This is a genomic window from Streptomyces mirabilis, from assembly GCF_018310535.1.
Taxonomy (GTDB): Bacteria; Actinomycetota; Actinomycetes; order Streptomycetales; family Streptomycetaceae; genus Streptomyces.
On the sequence record NZ_CP074102.1, the window covers coordinates 8,270,895 to 8,293,004 of the forward strand.

Consider the following 22,110-nt stretch of genomic DNA (forward strand, 5'->3'; position numbering starts at 1 on the left):
CGTACGCATCCGGGCACGCTTCGAACCGTCAGTGAGGTTGCATGTCCCCTAGGGGGTGTTATTGATATATCCGCGATGTTATATGGGCATATGCATCAGCTGATCGGGCGTATGCGGTCCTGGCGTGGGCTGCCCACCGTCGCGGGCCAGGTATTCCTCCTGCAGGCCATTTTGATCCTGGCCCTTGCCGCAGCGGCGGTCGCCACCCTGATGTTCCAGTACCGGGCCGACGCCGAGCGCGAGGCCCGCGACCGGTCACTGGCCGTTGCCTCGGCAGTCGCCGCCTCCCCCACCGTGCGACAGGCGTTGTCCAGCCCGAATCCGACCGCCGTGCTTCAGCCGCAGGCCGAAGAAACCCGTCGACGCACCGCCGTGGACTTCGTCGTCGTGATGAGTCCCGCGGGCATCCGCTACACCCATCCGAACCCCGCGCAGATCGGGCGGCGCTACATCGGCAGCATCGCGGCAGCGCAGCACGGCGGGATCGTCACCGAAACGACTGCCGGGACGCTGGGCCCCTCGGTCCGCACCGTCGTTCCCGTCACCACAGGTGGGGGGAGGGTCATCGGTCTCGTCGCCGCGGGCATCACGGTCAAGCAGGTGAGCCTGGCAGCCGAGCGGCAGGTGCCACTCGTCCTGGGGGCAACCGGCGTGGTGCTCTCGGCGGCCACCGGGGGAACAGCACTGATCAGCAGGCGCCTGCGTCGTCAGACACACGGCCTCGGCCCGACGCAGATGACCCGTATGTACGAGCACCACGATGCTGTTCTGCACACGGTGCGGGAGGGTGTTCTGATCGTCGATTCCCAGGGTCGTCTGTTGCTGGCCAATGACGAAGCACGGCGCCTGCTCGGGCTGAGGGCCGACGGGGACGGCCGGCCCGTCACGGATCTGGGGCTCGAACCGAAGGCCGAGCAGCTTCTCCTGTCGGGCAGGGCGACCACGGACGAGGTCATCGAGGTGGGCGACCGGATCCTGGCCGTCAGCCAACGCCCCATGGCGCAGCAGCCCGGGCTGGGAGGCTGGGTCGCCACGCTGCGCGACACAACCGAACTCAGCGCGCTGATGGGCCGGGTGGAAGTAGTCCAGGAACGGCTCAAACTGCTGTACGACGCCGGTATACGCATCGGCACCACCCTCGACGTGACCCACACGGCTCAGGAACTGGCGGCGTTCGCCGTGCCCAGGTTCGCCGACTACGTCACCGTCGACCTGGTCGATGCCGTGCTGCGCGGCGACGAACCGAACCCATTGCGTGCAGCGGAACTACGTCGCGTCGCAGTGGACGGCATACGCAAGGATGCGCCGCTCTACCCTCCTGGTGAGCTCATCCATTTCGACCCGTCAACACCGCAGGCATCCAGCTTCGGTTCCGAGCAGATCGTGCTGGAGGCCGACCTGGCAGCCTTCTCCGGCTGGCAGGTACAGGACCCCGACCGAGCTCGCAGACTGGTGGCATACGGCATCCACTCCATGATCGCCGCTCCCCTGCGAGCCCGCGGAGTGATTCTCGGCATGGCGACGTTCTGGCGTTCCAAGGAGCCGACATCGTTCACTCAGGAAGACCTCTCGCTCGCAGAGGAACTGGTCGCCCGCGCGGCGGTGAGTATCGAGAACGCCCGTCGCTTCACCCGCGAGCACACCATGGCGGTCACGCTGCAGCGCAGCCTTCTGCCGCATGCGCTCCCCGAGCAGAGCGCGGTCGACGTGGCGCACCGCTATCTTCCGGCAGAGGCAGGACTCGGCGGTGTCGGCGGTGACTGGTTCGACGTCATACCCCTCCCCGGAGCCCGCGTCGCCATCGTGGTGGGCGACGTTGTGGGGCACGGACTGCACGCCGCCGCCACCATGGGACAACTGCGCACCGCCGTCCACAACTTCTCCACGCTCGACCTGCCACCTGACGAACTGCTCTGGCACCTGGACGAACTTGTCACCCGCATCGACCAGGACCGGGACGGCGACGGTGAAACACCGACACTCACGGGCGCCACCTGCCTGTACGCGATCTACGACCCGATCTCCCGTCTCTGCACCATGGCCAGGGCGGGCCATCTGGAACCCATCATCGTGCGCCCGGACGGGCATGCGGACCTGCCCGGCGTACCGGCCGGCCCGCCGTTGGGGCTGGGAGGACTGCCCTACGAAAGGACAGAGATACTTCTGCCCGAGGGCACCGCCATCGTCCTCTACACCGACGGCCTGATCGAAGACCGGCAGCGTGACATCGATGAAGGCATCGAGCGTCTGCGTCGTGCTGTTGCACACGCCGGGCAAACGTCGGACCAGGTGTGCCGTGCAGCGATGGATGCCATGGTCCGCGTAGCGCCACGCGACGACGTAGCCCTGATTGTCGCCAGCACTCGGCTGCTCGACGGCAGTCGCACCGCGTCCTGGGACGTACCGTCCGACCCCTCGGCCGTTGCCGGCGTGCGTGCTGCCGCCACCCGGCTCCTGGGCGACTGGGGTATGGAAGAGGAAGCGTTCACTCTGGAGTTGATCCTCAGCGAGCTGGTCACCAATGCCATCCGGCACGCAACCGGCCCCATCGGTGTGCGCTTGATCCGCGACCGCAGCCTCATCTGCGAGGTCTCCGACGGCAGCAGCGTCTCTCCGCACCTGCGCCGAGCCACCACCATGGACGAGGGCGGCCGGGGCCTCTTCCTGGTTGCCCAGTTCGCCGATCGCTGGGGTACTCGCTACACATCCGGCGGAAAGGTCATCTGGACGGAACAGCAGCTCTCCGCAAGGGACCAGCCCACCGAACAAGCCCCGCCCACCGCCCCACCGCCCGCCTGATCCGGCCCCGCCTCGCGGCTGCCCGCGACCTCCTCCGTGCCCCGACCGTGCAACCGGGGCCGCGAGCGCAACGATGTGGGTTCTCGCGGCTGGATGCAGTCCGGTGCCGTTGCCGTCGGACAGTCGGATCGTCATGCCAGCCTCGCTGCCGACCTCGGCGGCTGGAGCAGTTCGGCGACCGGATCCGCTTCATGGGCAAGATCCCCGGCGAAGCCCAAATGCGCAAACTTGACCCGCAACGACCCGCGGATCTACCCCGGCATGTTCGTCACGTGCAAAGACAACCCCGACCGGCGCTTGTGCTGCCACCGGCCGGCGCCACATATGCCCCGTCCCTGCCCGAGTGCAGGCCCCTGGCCTGTGACAACGCCGCCTTCACCGAAGCGAAAACGGCGGCTCGGCGCAACCAACTCATCTTGCTGGAAGCCCAGTTGCCCCGTGCCGACATCCTCCCGCCACTCGTACGTGACCGCCTGGGCCGCCGCTGTGACGAGATCGGCACCTTCCTCAACAAGACTCTTCCGGCGCATGCCTCCGAGGGCTCCACATGAGACGGCACAGCCTGACCGCGCAAGCTGTCGAAGCTGCGGTCGACACCCTGCTGCGCGAAGCCGAGGACGGACCGCGGGCCACCGTCTCCGCCCGCCACCTGCACATCTACGAAGACCACGTCCGGCGCCTCACCACGGAGAGCGCATCCCTGCGTGCAGTCCTGGAAGCCCACACCGACGTCGCCATCATCCGCCCCACGGCACAGCAAACCGAGGCGTGACGGCGCAACAGCACACCGGTGGTCACTTTGGCGTCGGTTCACGGGACGGCATGAGCCTCGTGGTCTGACCGTGCCCCGCGCTGCGGTCATGCGGATGCCGAGATGCCGAGATGCCGAGATGCCGAGATGCCGAGATGCCGAGTTCGGCGAGCAGGCCGCGCACCCGTTGTTCGATGGCGTCCTGGATCGGTCGGACGGCCTCGAAGCACTACCGTGAGGCGATCTTTCCGCTCTGGACACTGCCGGGGCGGACGCGTGCCTGGGTCGACGGACTCTTTGACCGCGCCTGGCCTTCGCCGTCAGGCGGCCTGGTGCTGGAACGTGCGGCGATAGGCCGTGGGCGTGATGCAGAGGGCGTCACGGAATCGGGCGCGCATGTTGGCGCCGCTGCCGAGGCCGCACCGGATGGCGATCTGTTCCACCTGGAGGTCGGTGGTCTCCAGGAGTTCTCGCGCGCGGTTGATGCGGGCGGTCAGGAGCCATTGGTGGGGGCTGACACCGGTTTCCTGGCGCCATAGGCGGGTCAGGGTGCGTGGGGAGACGCCGGCATGGTCGGCGAGGTGGGGGATGGTGAGGTCTTCTTCGAGGTGGAGCAGGGCCCATTCACGGGTGTCGGCGAGCGTGGTGGCCTGGGGGGTGGGGAGGGTCCTGTTGATGTATTGGGCCTGTCCGCCGTCGCGGTGTGGGGCGGCGACGATGTCCCTGGCGATGTCGTTCGCGACGGCTGCGCCGAGGTCTTTGCGGACCATGTGCAGACACAGGTCGATGCCGGCCGTAAATCCCGCGGAGGTCAGGATGGTGTCGTTGTCGATGTAGAGGACGTTGCGGTCGACGCGCAGCCGGGGGTAGAGCTCTTCGAGGTCATCCGCCATGGCCCAGTGGGTGGTGACGGTGCGGCCGTCGAGCAGTCCGGCCGAGGCGACGGCGAAGGCGCCGGTGCAGATGGAAGCGATGCGTATCCCGGCGCGGCCGGCGAGCTTGAGAGCGGCCCTCACCCGTGGGTGCGGAGGGCGCCGGAAGTCCTCGAAGCCCGGGACGATGATCGTGTCCGCTTCGGCGAGCGCCTCGAGACCCGCGGTCAGCCCGAGGGTGAAACCGGCGCTCGTGGTCACGGCCTCCTCGGTGTCGCCGCACACGGTGAGTTCGTAGGGGGTGTTCGGACGGGCGTTGAAGATCTGCGTGGGGATCCCCAGATCCATGGGCAGCACGCCGTCGACCGCCAGGACCATGACCCGGTGCTTGTTCATGGCCGCAATATTACGTCCGACACCAGTGTCACAAGGGGAGCCAGGGAGCCGCCACGCCCTGCCCCAGGAATGTACCCGAGATAAATCCGCAGATCAGGCCGCTGATCGTGCGACCGGAATGCAATGGCCCATCCGCACCGTTCTGGCCCAAAAGATACGCATGCTGGCAGATGAGCCGTGGTCTGGAAGGGAGGTTCCGAAGCAGGATCGAAGAGCGAGCGCGGGGCAACCGGCTCCACCCATCAGTGGAGCGGTCCGAGAGCCCCGGCCGTGGACGAGGAGCTGACAATGACTTCGCAGAATGTGGTGGGCCGCTTCTTCGACGTGCGGGACGGCCAGGTGTACGCCCACGTACGCGAGGGTGACGGCCCGGCGCTGATCTTCCTGCACTACTGGGGAGGCTCACGGCGCACCTGGATCCCGGTGCTGCAGCGTCTGGATCCCGGGCAGGGCTTCGTGGCCTACGACCAGCGTGGATGGGGCGACTCCACGAGCGTGCCGGGACCTTACGACCTGGATCAGCTCGCGGACGACGCGCAGCGCGTCATCGACGCGCTCGGATACCCCCGCTACGTGCTCGTCGGGCACTCCATGGGCGGCAAGGTGGCCCAGATGCTGGCCGCACGCAAGCCCGCCGGTCTGAGCGGAGTCGTCCTCGTGGCGCCCGCGCCGCCCGCGCCGATCGGGGTGACCGAGCAGGTGCAGGAGACGGTTTCCCACGCCTACGACAACGAGGAGGCGGTTCTTCAGAGCATCGACCTGATGCTGACCCGCGGCGGGCTGACTCCCGAGCTGCGCCGGCAGGTGGTCGAGGACAGTCTGCGCGGTGGCGACGAGGCCCGTCTCGAGTGGCCGCGTCAGGGCCTGGTCCAGGACGTGTCGGCCGGCGTCTCAGCCATCGAGGTGCCGGTGCTGGTTCTCGCGGGCAGCCACGACAAGGTCGACCCGCCGACCGTGCTCGCCGACCACCTGCTGCCGCTGATCCCGACCGCCACACTGACCGTCCTGAAGGACACCGGCCACCTCTCGCCCCTTGAGGTGCCCGACCAAGTGGCCGCGCACATGGGCGCGTTCGTCGCCCAGCTGTAAGCGCAGCGCTCCAGCCGCACATCCCCCCGTGGGGCGATCGGCTGTCGCTCCACGTGCCGTGCGGCCGCCCCCCATACCTGGCACGCGTGAGCGTGCCACCCGGCCACCGTGGCGATCTGCCCCGGACCGGGGCCCAAAAGAAGGAGACACATCATGACCACCGACGCACACCTGTCCGTCTTCGAGCAGCTCGACCTCCCCGACACGAGCCTCACCCGGGACACATTCGCCTTTGCGGCACAGGCCACGCCTGCCTTCATTCACGATCACTGCGTCCGCAGCTACGTCTTCGCCCGCGCCCATGCCCAGAACCAGGGTCTGCGTGCCGGTACCGACTACGACGACGAACTGCTGTTCGTCAGCTGCGTCCTGCACGACCTGGGACTGAGCGAGGAGGGCAGCAACGGCGACCAGCGTTTCGAGGTCGACGGCGCCGACCTCGCAGCGGCATTCCTCCGCGAGCGTGGTGTCGAGGAAGAGCGTATCGCCGTCGCCTGGGACGCCATCGCTCTGCACACCACGGACGGCATCGCCTCGCGGAAGGGCACGGAGGTGGCGCTGGCCCAGGCGGGCATCGCCACCGACATCCTCGGAATCCAGCGTGAGAGCCTTCCGGCCGGCCTCGCCGACGAAGTACACGCCCTGCTGCCGCGTCAGGACCTGGCCCACGGGTTCAGCGACATGATCATCACCCAGGCCGTGGCCAAGCCCCAGAAGGCGTCCCCGACGACCTTCATCGGCGACCTGCTGCGTCGCCACCTGCCCTACGGCGCCTATCCCACCTGGTACGACCTGATCGACGCGGCCGGCTGGGGCGACAAGCCGGTCGGCGTCACCGCCCGGCGCCGCGCCGATACGCCCCAGCAGGTGGGTGCCTTGTTCATGGAGTACCTGGAGGCCGGTGACATCGAGGGTTTGGTGTCGCTCTACGAGCCGAACGCCCACTTCGTCCCCACTCCCGGAATCCACCTGGTGGGCACGGACGCCATCCGCAAGGCCATGCAACAGATGGTCGACAGCGGTGCCCGCCTCAAGCTCGAACCGCGCGAGATCCGACAGGTCGACGACGTCGCCCTGGTGTCGAACAACGCCATCCTCACCGGGGTCGGACCGCAGCCGGTGATCTCCACCACCACCGAGATCCTCCGACGCCAGCCGGACGGCGGCTGGGTTCACGTCGTGGACGACCCGTTCTTCAGCTGACCGCGTCGGGCGGCCTGGGCACGGAAGCACAGGCCGCCCGCCCCTTTCAGGGCTCAGCGGGCATCTGATCAATGCTCAGGATGCTGTGAGGGACGTCCGTTGCGGGCCAACCGCGTCCCCGCCTCATCGCCCGACGGCCCAGCCGCCCCCCATGCCTGTTGTGGAGTTCCTCAACCCCGCGGAGCCTTCCCTGCCCGCGACAACCTGCGAACGGCTGCCCGTTCGTCCTCGCCTCGCCTCGCCCCGGTCCTAGGCCGGGTCCTGCGCCGCCGGTCCTCCGTAACGCCGCGGGTCCGCGGGCGCTGTGGCGCCCGCGGACCCGGGTGGTGGAGCAGCGAATCGGATCAGTAGGAGAACTGCTGGATCTGGCTGCCGTCGGCCGCGTACGTCCAGCCGGTCCGTGTTGCCGGGTCGAGCTGGATGGCGCGCTCGTGATGGCCTGGGAGCCTGCCGTTGTAGGCGCCGGCAGGGAGGTACTCGACGCCGGTCACGGTGCCCACCGTCTCGCCCGTCTTCAGGTCGACGACGGCGATGCGGCCGGTGGCGTTGTTGTCGCCGAAGCCGTACTGCTGAAAGCCGCCTGTCGGCTTCAGGTCCGGGTACCGGAAGGCGAACAGCCCCAGTTGGTGCACGCCGTCGATGGCGAGCGCTTCAGCCGCTTGGTTCGTTCCGAGATTCACCGGGTCCCCGCTGGGCAACTGCGCGTAGTACCCGGTGCCGGCGAAGTTGACGCTGGATGAGTGGTACCACGTTTCGTAGAGGTTGCCCTTCTGGTCGGAGGCGAGGTTCCCGGCGCAAGGGATTCCGGCGTTGCTGTGGGTGACCGTTGCGCTGTCCAGGTTGATCGCGGCTATGGTGCCGGACCCGGTCGAGGCCAAGCAGTTGATGGTGCTTCCGGTCTTCTGCGCGGAGAAGACGCCAGTCGACTCGTCCACGTCCAGCAGGCCGTACGTGGCAAAGCCGTCCGGGGTGGGCTCGAGCTCGAGCGGCATCCCTTGAGCGCCGGTCGCCGTGTTCACGGGGAGCACGAAGCCAGCGCGGTCGCTTGAACGGGAGGTGAGTACCGCTGCACGGTGGCGCTTGGCGTCTACCCGCCCGCCGATCACGACGTACTGGTCGTCGACCCGGACGGGGCTGCCGACCGCGTTGCCGGTGCTCGTGTCGTAGGTCTCGAGCCACTGCTCGCCGGTGGTGGTCTGCTTGTGCAGGACCAGCGTGTGGTGGGCGGAGTCGACGCCGAACACCTCGTAGATGGAGCCGTACGCGGGGTCGCTCGTCAACTTGCGCCCATAGGTTCCGGTGGCGGCGTTGTAGTCGTACACCGAGCCTTCACCGGTGGGGCTTTCGATCGCCGCGACGGACGTGCCGCCGGGGACGATCGCGAAGTTGGTCAGGTTGGTCCCGTCGGGGGCCAGTCCGTCGTCGTATCCCAGCAGGGACGTCGGCGAAGCCTGGCCGATTATCTTGCCGTGCTGGTCGACGGCGAACACCCGCAGGTCATAGGCGATCGATGAGGGAAGCTTGAGCGCGAGGGCGTCGAGTGCCGCCGTGCCCCGCGTGCCCTTCAGCGAGCGGTCGAGCGTGGCCGGGCTGTCCACTCCGTTGTGGTCGCGGGTGGTGCCGTTCTGGTTGCTGACCAGGTTGTACGAGTTGTACAAGTTCGGCCCGGGTGCGGAGAACTCCAGCAGCGTGCCGGTGGCGCCCTTGACCCCCGATACGTCGTAGTGCACCGAGAACTGCGGTGCGGCCCGGTTGATCTCCAGCAGGTGACCGAACTCTCCGGATGTCTTCGCGGCCAGGGTCGGCGCTGCCGGGCGTTGCGAGGGGTCACCGCCGTCGACCCGGATCGAGGCGAACTCGCCGTACAGCGGGCCACCCTTGCGGTTGCCTGTGGGGTTCTCGAGGATACCGATCCCGTAGATGCCGCCGCCGGCGGAGAAGGCGCCGGCCGGGACGGTGACCCTGCCGTGAAGTCCCGTCAGCGGGGCGGTGTAGGAGGCGGAGAAGATGGGCGCCGCCGCGGGGCTCCAGTGGCCGACTCCCGACACGACCAACTCCGGCGAGCTGACGTTCCGCACACCGGTGAGGTCGTAGCTCACCTGAACGGAGTGTCCCGCCTTGACGACGGGCTGGACCACCGGGGCGAGCGACTCGACGTAGCCGCCGTCGGTGGGGCCGAAGGTCAGCTCGTGGGTGGCTGAGGCCAGCACCTGGTGGCCGTGGCGCACTTCGAAGGTGAGCGAGACCTGACGGTCCGTCGCGGAGACGACCGGCAGTCCGGCCGCGGTCAGCATCTGCCTGGGGGTCAGCCGGATCGCCGGCACATCGGAGGTGAACTCGTGATGCCCGATGCGCAGCGCGTAGCTGACGCCTTGCTGGTCGGGCAGGCCGGTCACGTCGGCGCCGATGGTCACCGGTCCCACCAGGCCCTCCCCGGTGGCGCTGGAGCCCGAGCCCGGTCCGGCCAGGTCGATGCGTCCGGGGTCGGTGGCCTCCAGGTACGAGCTCCCGAGTCCGCCCGTGGTCTGGCGATGCGCCACGGAGAGCCGGACGATGCGGGGCGCGCCCGTGTCGGCGTGGCTGCCGTGTGCCTTGGCCAGGACCGCTTGCAGCGCGGCGGTGACGTCGAGTTGCGGGCCCACGTGCAGCGGCTGGTCGATCTGCGGCGGCGTGGGCACGGCCCGGCCGGTGCGCTCCAGCAGCGAACGGACGTCATCGGGCGACGGGTGCTGCCCGGTCAGCCGAGAGGCCTGCAGCACGACCGCGGCAGCGGCCGCGATCTCGGGCGCCGACGCCGAAGTGCCTCCGCTGAGGACCTCCGTCACCGACTGCGCGGTCTGGCCCTGGTGCTCGAAGGCGGGAATGCCGTCACTGGGCGCCGAGACGTCCACGCGCGTGCCGAATCCTGAGGAGAAGACCCCGGAACCGTTGAGCCTGGTGGTCGCCCAGGTCCCGTTGGCCGACGCGGCTCCGCCGTTCTGCGGCGGCACGGACAGCGTGTCGTCGGTGGTGGTACCGCCCGCGGCGATCGCGCCGGAGTCCAGCACCTTGCTGGGCGTGGTCGACAGCTGGTCGTCGTCGATCCGGGTGGTGTCGGCGGCCTTGCGGGTCACGTTGGTCGCGGTGCTGCCGCCGTCGGGCCCGACGGCCGCGTTCGTGTACAGCCTGGTCCCGTCGTTCGACGAGACCACCATGGTGATGCCGTACTGCTGCACGATCGACGCGATCACGGCCTGCTGGACCGGGTCGTCCTCCAGATAGCGGCCGGGGAGCCCCGCAGCGTCGGTGCCGTAACCGAGGCTGGCGGTGATCACGGCGGGTCGCGGCTGCTGCCGGGCCGCGGCCAGCAGCGCCACCGCGATCTGGCTGAACGTCGGCTGCTGCGGGACGACAAGCCGGTAGTTGGCACCCGGGGCGATGCCCAGGAGATCGGAGGCCCCACTGCCCTGCATGCCCGGGCGCTGGAGTTCGTGCGGAAGCGGCGCCATCACCGAGAAGTCCAGAAGGACCTCACCCAGCGAGGGGTCCTCCTCCTGGGCCGAGCCCGTCGGGTCGAGTGCGCCGGTCGCGTCCGCGGTGTAGGTGGGTATCAAGGGCATCGTGGGGATGTCCAGGTACCGCTGGCCGTTCTGGACGACGGTCGTTGGCCCCGTTGCGCCCAGGTTCGGCGTCGATGTGTCGGTGAGGTCGCCGATCGATACGTTGGTGATGGTCTCACCGGTGCCGGGCAGCTGGTCGAACTTCTCCTTCAGCAAGCTGTAGGCGCCCGTCGCGTTGACACCGCCGGCGTTGAGGAAGCTCTGCAGCGAGGTGCCGAGAGCCGCGTTGCCGGGTACACCGTCTGAGCCGGTCGCACCGCTGCCCCGCCCCTTCGCCGACGAGCCGGCCTTACCCGCCGTGGCGCTCACCGAGGAGGACAGCGGCACGGGGCCGGTGTTCATGGGGGAGACGGTCTGGTCGGGCTCGGCGTAGACGACACCGGGCGTGGCGGCCAGCGCCCGGGCAGCCGCCGTGGCGTCGCCGCCGGTGAGCTGGACGACTTGGACCTTGGACAGGTCGATCGCCCCGGAGCCCAGCTTCGCCTCGGCTGCTGAGCGCAACTGCTGGGCCTGGGCGGCCGCGAGACCCGGCATCAGGGGCCGCATGGAGACCGCGCCGGCCCTGTGGAGCGCGGTGTTGACCGCGGTGTCCGAGGTCAGCGGGGTACGAACCTGCAGATTACGCTGCTTGCCCAGCGACTTGCCCGTCACCTGGGTGGCCGAGCCGAGTACCACAAGGACCTGGTGAGGGCTGTTCTTCGCCGACTGCGCGGGCGTGGGCTTCAGGAACGAGCGCCACGGACCGAGCGCTGAGGATCCGGGGGTGGAGGGCAGCGCAGCCCCCGCGGACGTACCTTTCGCGCCGGAATCGGCCTCTGGGGTCTGCGCTCCGGCGGCCGCCGCGTACTGCACGGGTGTGCCGAGCAGTACGGCCGCGCTGGCTATGGTGGCGACACCGCGAGCGATCGCTCTTCTCCGCCGTTTCATGGGCACTCCACTTCTCACAAAGGAACTCGGGAGGAAGCACAGAGAAGGCGCCACCCCCGGACAGCGCCCACGCTTGGGGGAATCTGTCAACCTGGCGAAGCCGGCACAAGATCACGAGGGCGGCGGACTTACGCCAACTGGCAAGAAGTCGCCACCGAAACGGCTTGATTGCGCGGCATTCGACGTGCTGGGTAAGACCGACGAAACAAAGCGTTGCTGTGACGCGTCTGCAGCCTGCCGCGGTGAGTGGCCCGAGAGTTGGCGGTCGGAAGCGGGGACGGCCCGTGACGCGGAATCGGCCGCCCGCCTCACCGTGTGGCGCAGGCGCCCGTACCGCGGTCCTCTCGCGGTGGTGTTCACACTCGCCGCATGGCCCAGCGGCGGTGGCCGCCGGACAACCGCACCCGATTTTCCCGCCCTCGGGGCGACGTCCGCAGGACTTCCGGCTTGCTGATGGGGATAGGCGACTTGATCGCTTCGTAGGACAGTGCCGACGAAGTCGTGTCACATCCTCTTTTCGCAGCGGTTCTTCAGGTGACGGTCGAGAGGGTGGCCGGGACCGCCTCGGTGCATCGGCGCCGCCGGACCAGGCGGCGGGAGATGACGGTGATGAACGCCCACGGGATGTGGGCTTCGGCTGCCCGGCGCCCGGCGCCCGGCGTGAGGACACCGGCCCACGCCGAGGGGGCGGAGGAGGCCCGCCGGAGGGCACCTCCTTGCCGGAAGGGAAGATGTCGATCACGACACGAGCCGCACAAGGCGACAGAGGTGGCCGTCTCCCGCCAGCTGGCCGGAGCCGCCATGGAAACGGTGAGAACGCATGGCATTCAACGTGCTGGGTCTGACGGACGAAACGGAGCGCGCGTACGCCGTGCTGGTCGGCCTGCCGCGGGCCACGGCCCGCGAATTGGCGGACGCCTGCGGCTTGTCCACGCCGGCCGTGGCACGGCTCCTGGCCGCGCTGGTCAACAACGGCCTGGCGACACGAGCGACCGGGCGGCCGCCCCGGTTCACCGCGGTGGCACCCGATGTCGCGGTCACCGCCCTCATCCGCCGACGGGAAGAGCAACTGGGCGAGGCCCGGTTGCTGGTGCACCAGTTGATGGACGCTCACCGCGAGGCATCCCGGATCAGCCACCCCGACATGCCGGTCGAGCTGCTCACCGACCGCACCGATGTCATCGCCGCGGTACGGCGGCTGACCGCCGAGGCACGCCGCGAAGTACGGGTCTTCGACCGGCCCCCGTATGTCGACCGCCCGGGCAGCAACTTCGAGGGACAGATCCAGCAGCAGCGCGCGGGCGTGGCGCACCGGGTGGTCTACGACCGTGCGGCGGTGGCCTGGCCGGGCCGTCTGAGCGGCGACATCCTGCCCAGCGTCCGGGCCGGCGAACAGGCGCGGGTCCGAGCCGAGTTGCCGCTCAAGCTCGTCATCTGCGACAGCCGGGACGCTGTTATCCACTTCAGTCTCGCGCAGGGCGGACAGTCCGCTGCCTACCTGGTGCACAGCTCGCCGATGCTGGTGGCCCTGGAGTCACTCTTCGAGGCGGAGTGGGAGCGAGCCGTTCCGGTGTCCGTGACGGGCCAGGCGCCGCACGCCGCTACCGCGGAGGAACCGGCGGCCGACGGACCCGACGTGGAGACCCGCCACCTGCTCACGCTGCTCGCCGCCGGGCTCACCGACGCCGCCATTGCCCGGGTCCAGGGCTGGAGCGAGCGCACCACGCAAAGGCGCATTCAGCGTGTGATGGCCCAGTTGGGTGCCCCTACACGCTTCCAGGCCGGCCTCCTCGCGGCTCGCCGCGGCTGGCTGTGACCGTGACCGCCGCACCCGAGTGCAGGGCGGTTTCTGCGGGAAATCGCGTCGTTACGAACCGCTGACGAAGCCACCAGGTTCCGTTCTCGCGAACCTTGTCCATGGGAACACCTTGCCCACCAGCGCAAATGGTGTCGGGACGGAATGAGGAAACAAGTTCCATTTCTCTCTGTCTTCTTTGGCTTATTTCAACTCCTTGGTCCAGTTGACTCGCATCAGGAAATCTCAATAGCGTGCACATGACCAAACTTGCGACAGGGGGAACTGACCCGTGCACAGAAAAGCGATCAGCCTGTTCTTCGGAGCCGCGACCATCGCGGGCACCGTCGCCATGGGTGGCGTAGCTGAGGCGGCGACGCCCAACTCGACAACAGCGGACGTGACGCACCACGTCGTCTGGCAGTCGGGCAAAGTAAGCCCCATGCATGTCCCGAACCACGGCTTCAACACGTATTCCTTTAACGGGGTGTCCTGGCGTGCAACGGTCACCGTCGATTACGGCCGCACCGGGGCGTGGACTCACTGCAGTGATGGCACGGACATCCATGGCCCGCTGCAGGGGCCCGGTTTCTGGGATTTCGGGGGCAGCTGCAGCGGTCACGGCACCATCACTCAATACGGCTGGTATGACGGCTGATGATTCTTCCGGAGGCGCGGCGGAAGACTGACTGCACCGAATAGACGGCAGTGGTGGTGTACCGGAATCTGATTCATTGTCCGGTACACCGTCACCCGTGGAGGGCCACGCCTAATTTCGCGTCTCCCTTTTCGGTCGTGCGCGTAGCGCTCCGCTGTGCCGTCCTCTGTGACGCGCTCTTGAGGACGTGGCGATCGAGTAAGCGCTGGCTCCTGGTTTGCCGGGACCAGCACCGGACGTACGCCGATGTACTGGCCCCTGACCGGCTGTATCCCAGCGGAGCGCCGGCGGCAACGACCGAAGACCACGAACACGCCCGAGGGGACTGCACCAGCCCGCACCCGTGGCCCGCACTGGCCACGGTCATCGAAGGGCGCGCCGGCTAGTGGACGACGTGGACGGTCACCGGCGTGGAGGTGCGGTCCGTCTTCGCGTGCTGGTGGTGCTTGTCGGTCGAGTACAGCACTGAACGGAACTGCAGCTCGCCCGTGTGCGTGGCTTTCACGTTCGCTTGCGCATCGCCGCTGAAGCTCCGCGTGACGGCGTGCCAGTGGCCCCAGTGGCCGGGTTTGCCGGACCGCTCCTGTATGACGAGCAGGGTGTACTGCTCGGCGTCGTCGTCGCCCTGGCCGTGTACCTTCACGACGTGGCCGGCATGCGCGGTGTGGGGGGTGGCCTGAATCGAGATGTCGCTCTTCGCGAACGCCGGGGACGCCGCCAGTGCTGCTGAGGCCACACCCAGCGCGCCGACCACCGCGAGCCGCTTCATACCAAGCTTCATGCTCAGGTCTCCTTGGACTTCTTCGTTCCCTTTGCGCCAGCTAGGGTTCATAGCTGCCCAATTGGCGCGCTTTCACCGAAGAAGAGTAGTCAGCGCGCTGAGAAGTTGGCCCCCGATTGTCACTACCTCGTAACTGACGGCCGTCGAGCTGCAACCCGGTGACGTGGGCTGTCTCACCTGCCCTTGTCCCTCGCTTGCGAATCGGGGAAAGTCCGGTGAGACGGAGGCAAGATCCTGCGAGACGGGACACGGGCCAACGGTTCCCCATCGCCGACCACCTCGGTGGCGTCACAGGCAGGCGTCACTCGGGGACGGCCGCTGAACGCGAACGCTTCCTCCACACTCCCTCGGTCTCGCCGTGGAAACGGGTGCGAACATTCCGCCCGCCGAGACGTTCGGGCCGGGGCGGAGCATTCCCGACTACACCGTCGGCACCCCCGACAAACTGAACATCAGCAGCAGGTCGATCAGCGCGTCGAAGCCCACCAAACTGAGTGACATCCTGGAACCGAACATGGGCGCGTGCCGCGTTGTGATCTGCCGCGAGCATGTGAACCCCAGGAGATGAGCGATGGCGTACTACAACGACCTCAGCCCGTACGAGTACTCGGACGACGCGGACGAGACGGGTGAGGGCGCGGGCTCTGGCGCGTCCCTGCTGAACGTGGGGTGGCTCGCCGAGGGGCACGAGTTCTGGCGGGGCGACGTCCCCGAGGGATTCGTGGAAGCCCTCCTGGACCTGGCCAAGGACACGGTGAACGTCTACCGGGGCATGCACTTCTGCGACTTCTGCCCGACCTTCCAGGAAGCGCGGAAGAACGTCAGGTTCCGGGATGTGTTCATCGGCAGCGGAGAGGTCCATGTGCGGGGCGGCCAAGGCCGTGTCTACGCCGCCCCGGCGCTGGTCGTGCATTACGTGGCGGACCACGGATACCAGCCGCCGCGGGAATTCGTCGACGCGGTACTGGCGACGGGGGTGGGAAAGTGACGGTCGCACGCGCGGAACGCCGTTCCGCGGGTCCCGAGACCCTGGTGGACGTGCTGCTGCGCTGGGCGTGGATCCGGCGCCGTACGCCCGGGCGGGACATCGCCGACTTCGACGGCGGGCAGCCGCTGCGGGTCGTCGGGTTCACGCAGAGCATCGGCGGCACGGCACAGTCTGGTAGATCTAGTCCTGAAGCTAATGGGGAAGTTCAGCGAGCCCGTGGTCGAGGACGAGCCGGTGTCGCCCACTCGATTGGCGTCCAGGGGGTGGCGAAGAACCACTGATCCGCGTTGCTCAGCCGACCGGTCCCGTCATCGCGTGCGGCCGTACCGCCGGTTCGAGCAGCGACAGTGTCCGCTGCTGCGCGTCGAGGGCGACGCGGATGCCGACCGGCATCGGCAGATTCGGGCCGGCATGTCCGAACTCGACGTTGCCCAGGACCGGGATGTCACGGTCGCCGAGGACGTCGAGGACTATCTCGGGGAGGGTCGGGGACGCGTCAGGTGTCCCGAGCCCGTCGATCGCGTGCGGGACGCCCACGACCATGCCGGAGATCCGATCAAGGATGCCGCAGTGCCGCAGCACCTGTAGATAGCTCCACACATACGATGCCTGGCCGCCCATCTCCTCCCAGAACAGCACCGCGCCGTCGAACCATTCGAGCGGCAGCGCGAAAGGCGTCGCCTGCGCCAGCACGATGCGGTTGATCACCCCTCCGATCAGCCGGCCTTCGGTGCGACCGGCACGCCAGCACTCCCACGACGGGGTGGCCGGCAGCGCACCGATCGCCTCGTCACTGGTCAGCAGCCTTGAGTAGAGCTTCTCAAGCACCGCTTGGCGCGCTGCGGGCGCAGCCTGCCAGTGCCCGCCGAGTCCAGGGGTGGCCAAGTCGGCATGGAAGCCGACCAAACCCGTGCGCGCATAGAGCACCAGATGCAGCAGTGAGATGTCGCTGTAGCCGAGGATCGGCTTGGGGTCGGCAGTGATCGCCTCGACGTCGATCAGGTCGAGGTAACCGAGCGCCGTCTGACCGCCGTCATGCGCGATGATCGCGCGCACTTCCGGATCACGCAGTAGTCCATTGAACTCCTCGGCGATCTCCGCCGGCCGAGCCGCGCTCCACCAACGGTGCAGCCCTGCTTCGAGCAGCGGTGCCCGACGCACGCGGAATCCCATCCGCTCCAGCACGACCACCGCCTGCTCGAGATCGGGCTCGTAAGCGGCATGGAGCGGCCCGGACAGCGATGCGACAACAACGAGATCTCCGGGCCTCAGGGCACGAGGTCGAAGCAGTTGAGGCAGTGCAGAACCGCTCACCGGCGCAGTATCCCGACACGCGCAACGACACGCGACCCATATACCGATCGACCGCCCAGCAGACCCAACCCGCACAGCCCCCAGCTGGTTCCCATCCATGAGCCGACCCCGGGGGAATTACGTGAGCGCCCACAGCCGGCGCGCGGTTACGCAGTGCCGCTGCGGCTCCGAGAGGACCATCGCCGGGCAGACTCGTGTGCTGGCGTTCGGCGGCCTGGCCCCGTTCGTCGCCGAAGGGCTTGACTGGTTCGCGGACATGACGGACTCCGGCGTGGCGTCCCTACGTGCTGCCACCCAGGGGCGCGCGGCGAAGGAGAACTACGAGGCGGGTGCCGAGTACGACCCGGAGATGTTCACCCCGGCCGATCATGCCGCACTCTCTGATGCGTGGTCCTGGTTCGGCGACGTCGTCGGTCCAGCCGCGGAGGCCGGCCCGGGCGGGCTCATAGACGACGACCTTGCCTACGTCGCCCCGTGGGGATTCGACCTCGCGGATGCCGACCCCCTCCAGGGTCCACAGATAGTGGTGGGTGAGCGGGGCGGCCTTGACGGTGACGGTGGTCCAACCGGCGGGCACGGCCGGTTCGGGGCTTCCCCAACTCCAGTCCGTTGAGCAGCTGATCACTGTCGAGGCGGGCGGCGGTGTATAGCCGCACCGGTTTCACCACCGCCGGCACCCCTGAGAACGCTCTGAAACCGCGCTGAATGGGGGGTCGGCCACGCTCTGCGGCATGACGACGACGGCCCCGCTAGGGGTAGCGGCCAGGGAGGGGATCACCATGAACGGCCTGCGACTGATCCGTCGGCACGCGGCGGCCTTCGGGCGCTTCGCAGGGCTGGGCAGCGGGGTCACCGTGGCTGCCTCGGCGGCCCTGGTCCTGCTTTCGCAGTGGATCCCGTGGATGGCGGCGAACGCGCTGACCACCGTCGCCTCCACCGTGGTCGCCACCGAGCTGCACGCCCGCGTCTCGTTCGGCCACGGACGGCCCGGTCTGGCCGGCCACCTGAAGAGCGCGGCAACCATTGCCCTCGGCTGGCTGGTCACATCCGCCGCGGTCGGCTCGCTGGCCGTGCTCCGTCCCGGCGCCGGACTCGTCCTGCAGCAGACGGTGTACCTGTCGGCCACCGCGTTAGTCGGGATCGGCCGCTATCTCGTGCTGCGTCTGGCTGTGTTCGCGGAGCGCGCCCCGAGGCCCCGGACCGGCGGCGTCCGGTTGCGGGCCGCGTACGACGCGGCGGCGTGAGGGCCGACGGGGAAAGTACTGCGGCCCGGCGCCGGGGCGGGCGACGCGTCCCTCGGGGATCGGCAGTAGCGGATGGACGTGCGGCTGGCCGTCGGCCTCGTGGGTCGACGGCCAACCGCACGGCGGCCCGTTCCGCAAGGCGGCGGCTGTCGGGGGGGATCAGGTCGAGGGTGCCGGCGAAGTCGGTGAGCGGGGGAGTGGCTACGAGCCCTGCTGGCCTGTGTCGATCGGGTTGGCTGGACCAGATCATCTGAGACGGGACACCTGTTGCCTCTCGCGGCCTCTCCCCGTGTCGTGTCTCCAAGGATCTGGTCCCCGTCTCAGATGATCTGGTCCTTTTCGCGTGTGCCCTCAAGGGATCTGGTTCACCGGTGTGTTCGAAGCGGCCGGCGCTCGTTGAGTGATGCCTTCCGCGTACAGGCCATGATGCTCCGTGACGTGTTCCACCCTCTTGGCGCGGGGCCGATGGCGGCGGGGATGAGCTCGCGGCGATTGTGCTGCCCAGGGGCGTACCGCCTGGTCACTTCCTGCGGTGATTGTCTTGCGTGGCTGGACTGTCGTTCGCCCGGTCGGGACGGGCCGCCCACTGGAGGAGGAAACGCAGTGCTTCCTGGGAGGGAGAGTCGGGTGGGGCGGTGTACGCGACCAGTTGCTGGTCAGGTTGCGTGTCGACGGAGAACTGCTGAACGTCCAGGGTGATGCTGCCCACGACGGGGTGGAGGTAGGTCTTGGCGAGCTGGCGCGGCCCACGGACCCGGTGGCCTGCCCACCAGGTGCGGAAGTCCGGATCGCGCAGGCTCAGCTCGCCGATCAGCGCGGCGAGGGCCTGGTCTTTGGGGTGGCGGCCGGCTTCCATGCGCAGAACAGCCACGCACTCGCGCGCGGCTCGCGGCCAGTCCGCGTACAGCGCGCGGTAGGCGTCGTCGAGGAAGGTCATCCGGATCAGGTTGCGTTCGGCCGGGGCGAGCGCGCCGAAGTCGGTGAGCAGGGCGGCCGCGCCTTCACCTGGTCCAGCGTCGACCGCATGGCCGTCTTCGACTCCTTCCGCTTCGTCCACCTGATCGCGCCGCGCCCGCTCCTCATGATCGTCGGACGCGAGGCGGTGACCTCCTGGATGAGCGTCGAAGCGTTCCAGAACGCCCGCGCCCCGAAGGAGCTCCACTGGCTCGACGGCGCCAGCCACGTCGACCTCTACGACAAGGAGCCGTACGTCGGGCTCGCGGTCGAGAAGCTGACCGACTTCTTCCGGGCCCAGCTGGCCGACACCGAGTAGACGTCAGGGCGGGTCGCCGATGTGGGCGCTCTACCAGCCCGACGGTGTGCTGAACCGGACCGGACCACCCGAGACAGCGTCCGGCATCCATACACCCGGGACCACATCAACCGAGATGCCCAGCAGCCCCACGTCTCAACTGAACTGGTGCCGCACGTCACCGGGCCCGGCTGGGGCCGGATCGTTCGTGACGGGACACCCCGTCCCGTCACGCTGATGCAGCCCGCGGCATCACCTCCAGCCGTTAGGCCTGCGCAGTTGTTCACCTGTCGGCTAGCGGGCTTTGCGTTGCAGGGCCTGCGACTTGGCGACCTTCCTCCTGCGGTATTGCCGGCCCAAACCCCTTTCGGGCACCGTCGAAACGATGGTCAGAGCGACGGCGCGCAGCCGATGGTTATGTCCTTTCCGTCGACCGGTTCAGACATAGGGGGAATGACATGCGCAAAATCTCGCTCGGCGTCGCCGCGTTGGCTACCGCGGCGACCGCCGTCGTGGCGATGTGCGGCGCGGCGCGGGCGAAGCCCGCTGAAGGCGACTGGAATGGTTGCCCTTACGGGGCCGTCTGCATCTGGAGCCAGGACCGCAACCCGTACCTCGACCCCCACCCGACCAACGTGTACTGGAGCTACGGCGCCCACAACCTGAGCAACCAGTACGGCGACCACTACGTCTTCAACAACCAGTACGGCGGCGCCGGCATGAGCCTGTGCACCGGCTACAACGGCGTCGGCTGCCACGTGGCGCTCGAGGTGCAGGAAATCGGGAGCTTCGACCTGACGCCCTACAACTCGGTCACCCTCAACCGGTAGCCCATCCACTGCCCGGGGGCCGCATTCGAAACCGCGAACGGCGGTGCCGAATGCTCGCGTCGTAGCCATCGGCCACCCCTGGACCGTGTACGGACCAGTCTTCCCCCTGTCGTCGTGGCCAGGTTGTGTCCCCCTGAACGTCATCAGCGCTCATGATTCCCTGGCTGGCACGGCCGTCTGCTGACTGGTCCAGGTATCGGGAGGAGGTGAGGAAGAGGGGGCGGCCTCAGGTACATGATGGGCCTCAGTGGTCCGTCACACGGTGATGACGACCTTCGAGCGCGCGTGCTCCACTTCGAGGTACCGGATGGCCTCGGGTACTTCACTCAAAGGGTAGGTCCGGTCGATGACTGGGGTGAGTTTCCCGGACTCGGCGAGTTCTCTCAGCGCTGCCAAGTTCTCCCTGCTCGGCGTCGCCGTGAGGATGAGCAGCCGATGGTGGGCAAAGCGTGACATCACTTGGCCCTTGAGGATGAGGCCCATCGGCCCGATAAGACTCCCACCTTCGGATACGCCCCCACCGGAGAGAACGAGCCTCCCCGTGGGTGTCAGCGCGCGTCGGCACTCGGTCAATGAATGGTTCCCCACCAGGTCGAACACGACGTCGTACCGCCGTCCGTTCCGGGTGAAGTCCTCCCGGGTGTAGTCGATGAGGTGATCCGCGCCCGTAGACCGGACCAGTTCCATGTTTCTCGTACTGCACACGCCGGTCACTTCCGCGCCGAACGCCTTGGCGATCTGTACGGCGAAGGTGCCCACACCACCTGACGCACCATTGACCAGTACGTGCTGTCCCGGCTGTACCTGTCCCAGGTCGCGCAGGCCCATCAGTGCGGTGTTCCCCGCCAGCGGCACCGCGGCCGCCTGCTCGAACGACAGACCGGCCGGTTTCGGCTCCACCACGTTGTCCTGGGCACACACGTACTCGGCAAATGCGCCGTCGACTTCGCCGAATACCTCGTCACCGGGACGGAACCGCTTCACGTTCCTGCCCACCGCTTCCACCCGACCCGCGAAGTCCGTGCCCCGGATCTTCGTCTTTGGGCCGCTCAACCCGAGCACCAGGCGCGCCAGGTACGGGTCGCCCCGCATGAGGTGCCAGTCGCGGGCGTTGACCGCAGCCGCGTGGACTCGAACCAGTACCTCATGGTCGGCGACGACAGGCTTGGCGACCTCCCTGAGCTCCAAGACGGCAGGCGAGCCGTACCGGTCCTGGGCGATCGCCTTCATCGGGTCTCCATAGCACACGAGTTCGATCCGGAATGGATCGGCTGACCAGAAGTTCAGCACTGCTCACGACGGTAGGCGAGCGACCCCGGTGCGGGCATCGGGGCAAATCCCTAGGTGACGCACGGAACCGGGCGGCGACGGTGCGGGCGACATCGATGATGCGAATGACCATCTCCTGTACATGAGGCTTCGCCCAGGGCGGGGGTGGGGTGCCGCAACGAAGGAAGGGGCGATAGCCGGACCGGCGCTTCACTCAGCAGGCACGAGCCCGGGAAGACACCCAGGAGTGGAAGTGGTACGCCCACCGGGCCGGTGTCGAAGGCACGATCTCCCAGGGCGTCCGAGCCTTCGGCCTGCGGCGTTCCACCGCCTCAACGCCTGG

Annotated in this window: 17 protein-coding genes and 2 pseudogenes; 12 read left to right on the top strand and 7 right to left on the bottom strand. The window is 68.2% G+C overall.

Features of this window, described 5'->3' with window-relative positions; translation table 11 throughout:
• Positions 1-90: 90 nt before the first annotated feature.
• Both SMIR_RS36690 and SMIR_RS36695 read left to right on the top strand, forming a co-directional pair.
• On the top strand, positions 91-2,799 hold the full coding sequence (locus tag SMIR_RS36690) for a SpoIIE family protein phosphatase (protein WP_168500845.1): 2,709 nt from the start codon (positions 91-93) through the stop codon (positions 2,797-2,799).
• Positions 2,800-3,346: 547 nt separating this feature from the next.
• Positions 3,347-3,571, top strand: coding sequence for a hypothetical protein (locus tag SMIR_RS36695; protein WP_168489473.1), 225 nt, complete (start codon positions 3,347-3,349; stop codon positions 3,569-3,571).
• A 299-nt stretch (positions 3,572-3,870) separates the two neighbouring features.
• On the opposite strand, the gene SMIR_RS36700 is transcribed toward SMIR_RS36695, so the two are convergent.
• Positions 3,871-4,818: a GlxA family transcriptional regulator gene (locus SMIR_RS36700; RefSeq protein WP_168489471.1), complete on the bottom strand. Its 948-nt coding sequence runs from the start codon at positions 4,816-4,818 to the stop codon at positions 3,871-3,873.
• A gap of 288 nt (positions 4,819-5,106) precedes the next feature.
• Between SMIR_RS36700 and SMIR_RS36705 the strand changes: the two genes are divergently transcribed.
• Complete coding sequence (locus SMIR_RS36705) at positions 5,107-5,907, top strand: alpha/beta fold hydrolase (RefSeq protein ID WP_212727976.1); 801 nt, start codon at positions 5,107-5,109, stop codon at positions 5,905-5,907.
• A gap of 153 nt (positions 5,908-6,060) precedes the next feature.
• Positions 6,061-7,110 (top strand): nuclear transport factor 2 family protein, encoded by a 1,050-nt coding sequence (locus SMIR_RS36710; RefSeq protein ID WP_212727977.1) that lies wholly within the window; start codon positions 6,061-6,063, stop codon positions 7,108-7,110.
• 344 nt (positions 7,111-7,454) lie between these two features.
• Here the strand turns inward: SMIR_RS36710 and SMIR_RS36715 are convergent, their stop codons facing one another.
• On the bottom strand, positions 7,455-11,636 hold the full coding sequence (locus SMIR_RS36715) for a S8 family serine peptidase (RefSeq protein ID WP_212727978.1): 4,182 nt from the start codon (positions 11,634-11,636) through the stop codon (positions 7,455-7,457).
• An 820-nt stretch (positions 11,637-12,456) separates the two neighbouring features.
• Between SMIR_RS36715 and SMIR_RS36720 the strand changes: the two genes are divergently transcribed.
• Both SMIR_RS36720 and SMIR_RS36725 read left to right on the top strand, forming a co-directional pair.
• Entirely contained in the window at positions 12,457-13,452 is a 996-nt protein-coding gene (locus SMIR_RS36720; RefSeq protein ID WP_168489463.1) for a TrmB family transcriptional regulator, read from the top strand.
• A 271-nt stretch (positions 13,453-13,723) separates the two neighbouring features.
• Entirely contained in the window at positions 13,724-14,089 is a 366-nt protein-coding gene (locus tag SMIR_RS36725; RefSeq protein ID WP_212727979.1) for a hypothetical protein, read from the top strand.
• Between the two features lie 382 nt (positions 14,090-14,471).
• Here SMIR_RS36725 and SMIR_RS36730 read toward each other — a convergent pair whose 3' ends face one another.
• On the bottom strand, positions 14,472-14,870 hold the full coding sequence (locus tag SMIR_RS36730; protein WP_212727980.1) for a hypothetical protein: 399 nt from the start codon (positions 14,868-14,870) through the stop codon (positions 14,472-14,474).
• A 358-nt stretch (positions 14,871-15,228) separates the two neighbouring features.
• Here SMIR_RS36730 and SMIR_RS36735 point away from each other — a divergent pair, with 358 nt between their 5' ends.
• Both SMIR_RS36735 and SMIR_RS36740 read left to right on the top strand, forming a co-directional pair.
• Positions 15,229-15,438, top strand: a complete 210-nt coding sequence (locus tag SMIR_RS36735; RefSeq protein WP_168489459.1) for a putative adhesin — start codon at positions 15,229-15,231, stop codon at positions 15,436-15,438.
• Positions 15,439-15,441: 3 nt separating this feature from the next.
• Positions 15,442-15,858 carry a DUF7919 family protein gene (locus tag SMIR_RS36740; RefSeq protein ID WP_168489457.1) on the top strand — a complete coding sequence of 139 codons (417 nt, stop codon included), beginning with the start codon at positions 15,442-15,444 and terminating at the stop codon, positions 15,856-15,858.
• A gap of 291 nt (positions 15,859-16,149) precedes the next feature.
• Here the strand turns inward: SMIR_RS36740 and SMIR_RS36745 are convergent, their stop codons facing one another.
• Positions 16,150-17,172 carry a S66 peptidase family protein gene (locus SMIR_RS36745; protein WP_212727981.1) on the bottom strand — a complete coding sequence of 341 codons (1,023 nt, stop codon included), beginning with the start codon at positions 17,170-17,172 and terminating at the stop codon, positions 16,150-16,152.
• Between the two features lie 196 nt (positions 17,173-17,368).
• Here SMIR_RS36745 and SMIR_RS43870 point away from each other — a divergent pair.
• Positions 17,369-17,665: pseudogene (locus SMIR_RS43870) on the top strand (alpha/beta fold hydrolase); the annotation flags it as partial.
• On the opposite strand, the pseudogene SMIR_RS36750 reads toward SMIR_RS43870, so the two are convergent.
• Positions 17,648-17,828 (bottom strand): annotated as a pseudogene (locus tag SMIR_RS36750) (Zn-dependent oxidoreductase); the annotation flags it as partial. The pseudogenes SMIR_RS43870 and SMIR_RS36750 sit on opposite strands and share 18 nt — an antisense overlap.
• A gap of 123 nt (positions 17,829-17,951) precedes the next feature.
• Here SMIR_RS36750 and SMIR_RS36755 point away from each other — a divergent pair.
• Entirely contained in the window at positions 17,952-18,416 is a 465-nt protein-coding gene (locus tag SMIR_RS36755; RefSeq protein ID WP_212727982.1) for a GtrA domain-containing protein, read from the top strand.
• A gap of 520 nt (positions 18,417-18,936) precedes the next feature.
• On the opposite strand, the gene SMIR_RS36760 is transcribed toward SMIR_RS36755, so the two are convergent.
• The gene (locus SMIR_RS36760) at positions 18,937-19,473 is read right to left on the bottom strand and encodes an MmyB family transcriptional regulator (RefSeq protein ID WP_249938649.1); all 537 of its coding nucleotides are present in this window, start codon (positions 19,471-19,473) and stop codon (positions 18,937-18,939) included.
• On the opposite strand from SMIR_RS36760, the gene SMIR_RS36765 reads away from it, so the two are divergent.
• Both SMIR_RS36765 and SMIR_RS36770 read left to right on the top strand, forming a co-directional pair.
• Complete coding sequence (locus SMIR_RS36765) at positions 19,441-19,689, top strand: alpha/beta hydrolase (RefSeq protein ID WP_212727983.1); 249 nt, start codon at positions 19,441-19,443, stop codon at positions 19,687-19,689. The genes SMIR_RS36760 and SMIR_RS36765 overlap by 33 nt on opposite strands.
• Positions 19,690-20,126: 437 nt before the next feature.
• Complete coding sequence (locus tag SMIR_RS36770; protein WP_212727984.1) at positions 20,127-20,498, top strand: hypothetical protein; 372 nt, start codon at positions 20,127-20,129, stop codon at positions 20,496-20,498.
• Positions 20,499-20,753: 255 nt separating this feature from the next.
• Here the strand turns inward: SMIR_RS36770 and SMIR_RS36775 are convergent, their stop codons facing one another.
• Positions 20,754-21,728, bottom strand: coding sequence for an NAD(P)-dependent alcohol dehydrogenase (locus SMIR_RS36775; protein WP_212727985.1), 975 nt, complete (start codon positions 21,726-21,728; stop codon positions 20,754-20,756).
• Between the last annotated feature and the right edge of the window lie 382 nt (positions 21,729-22,110).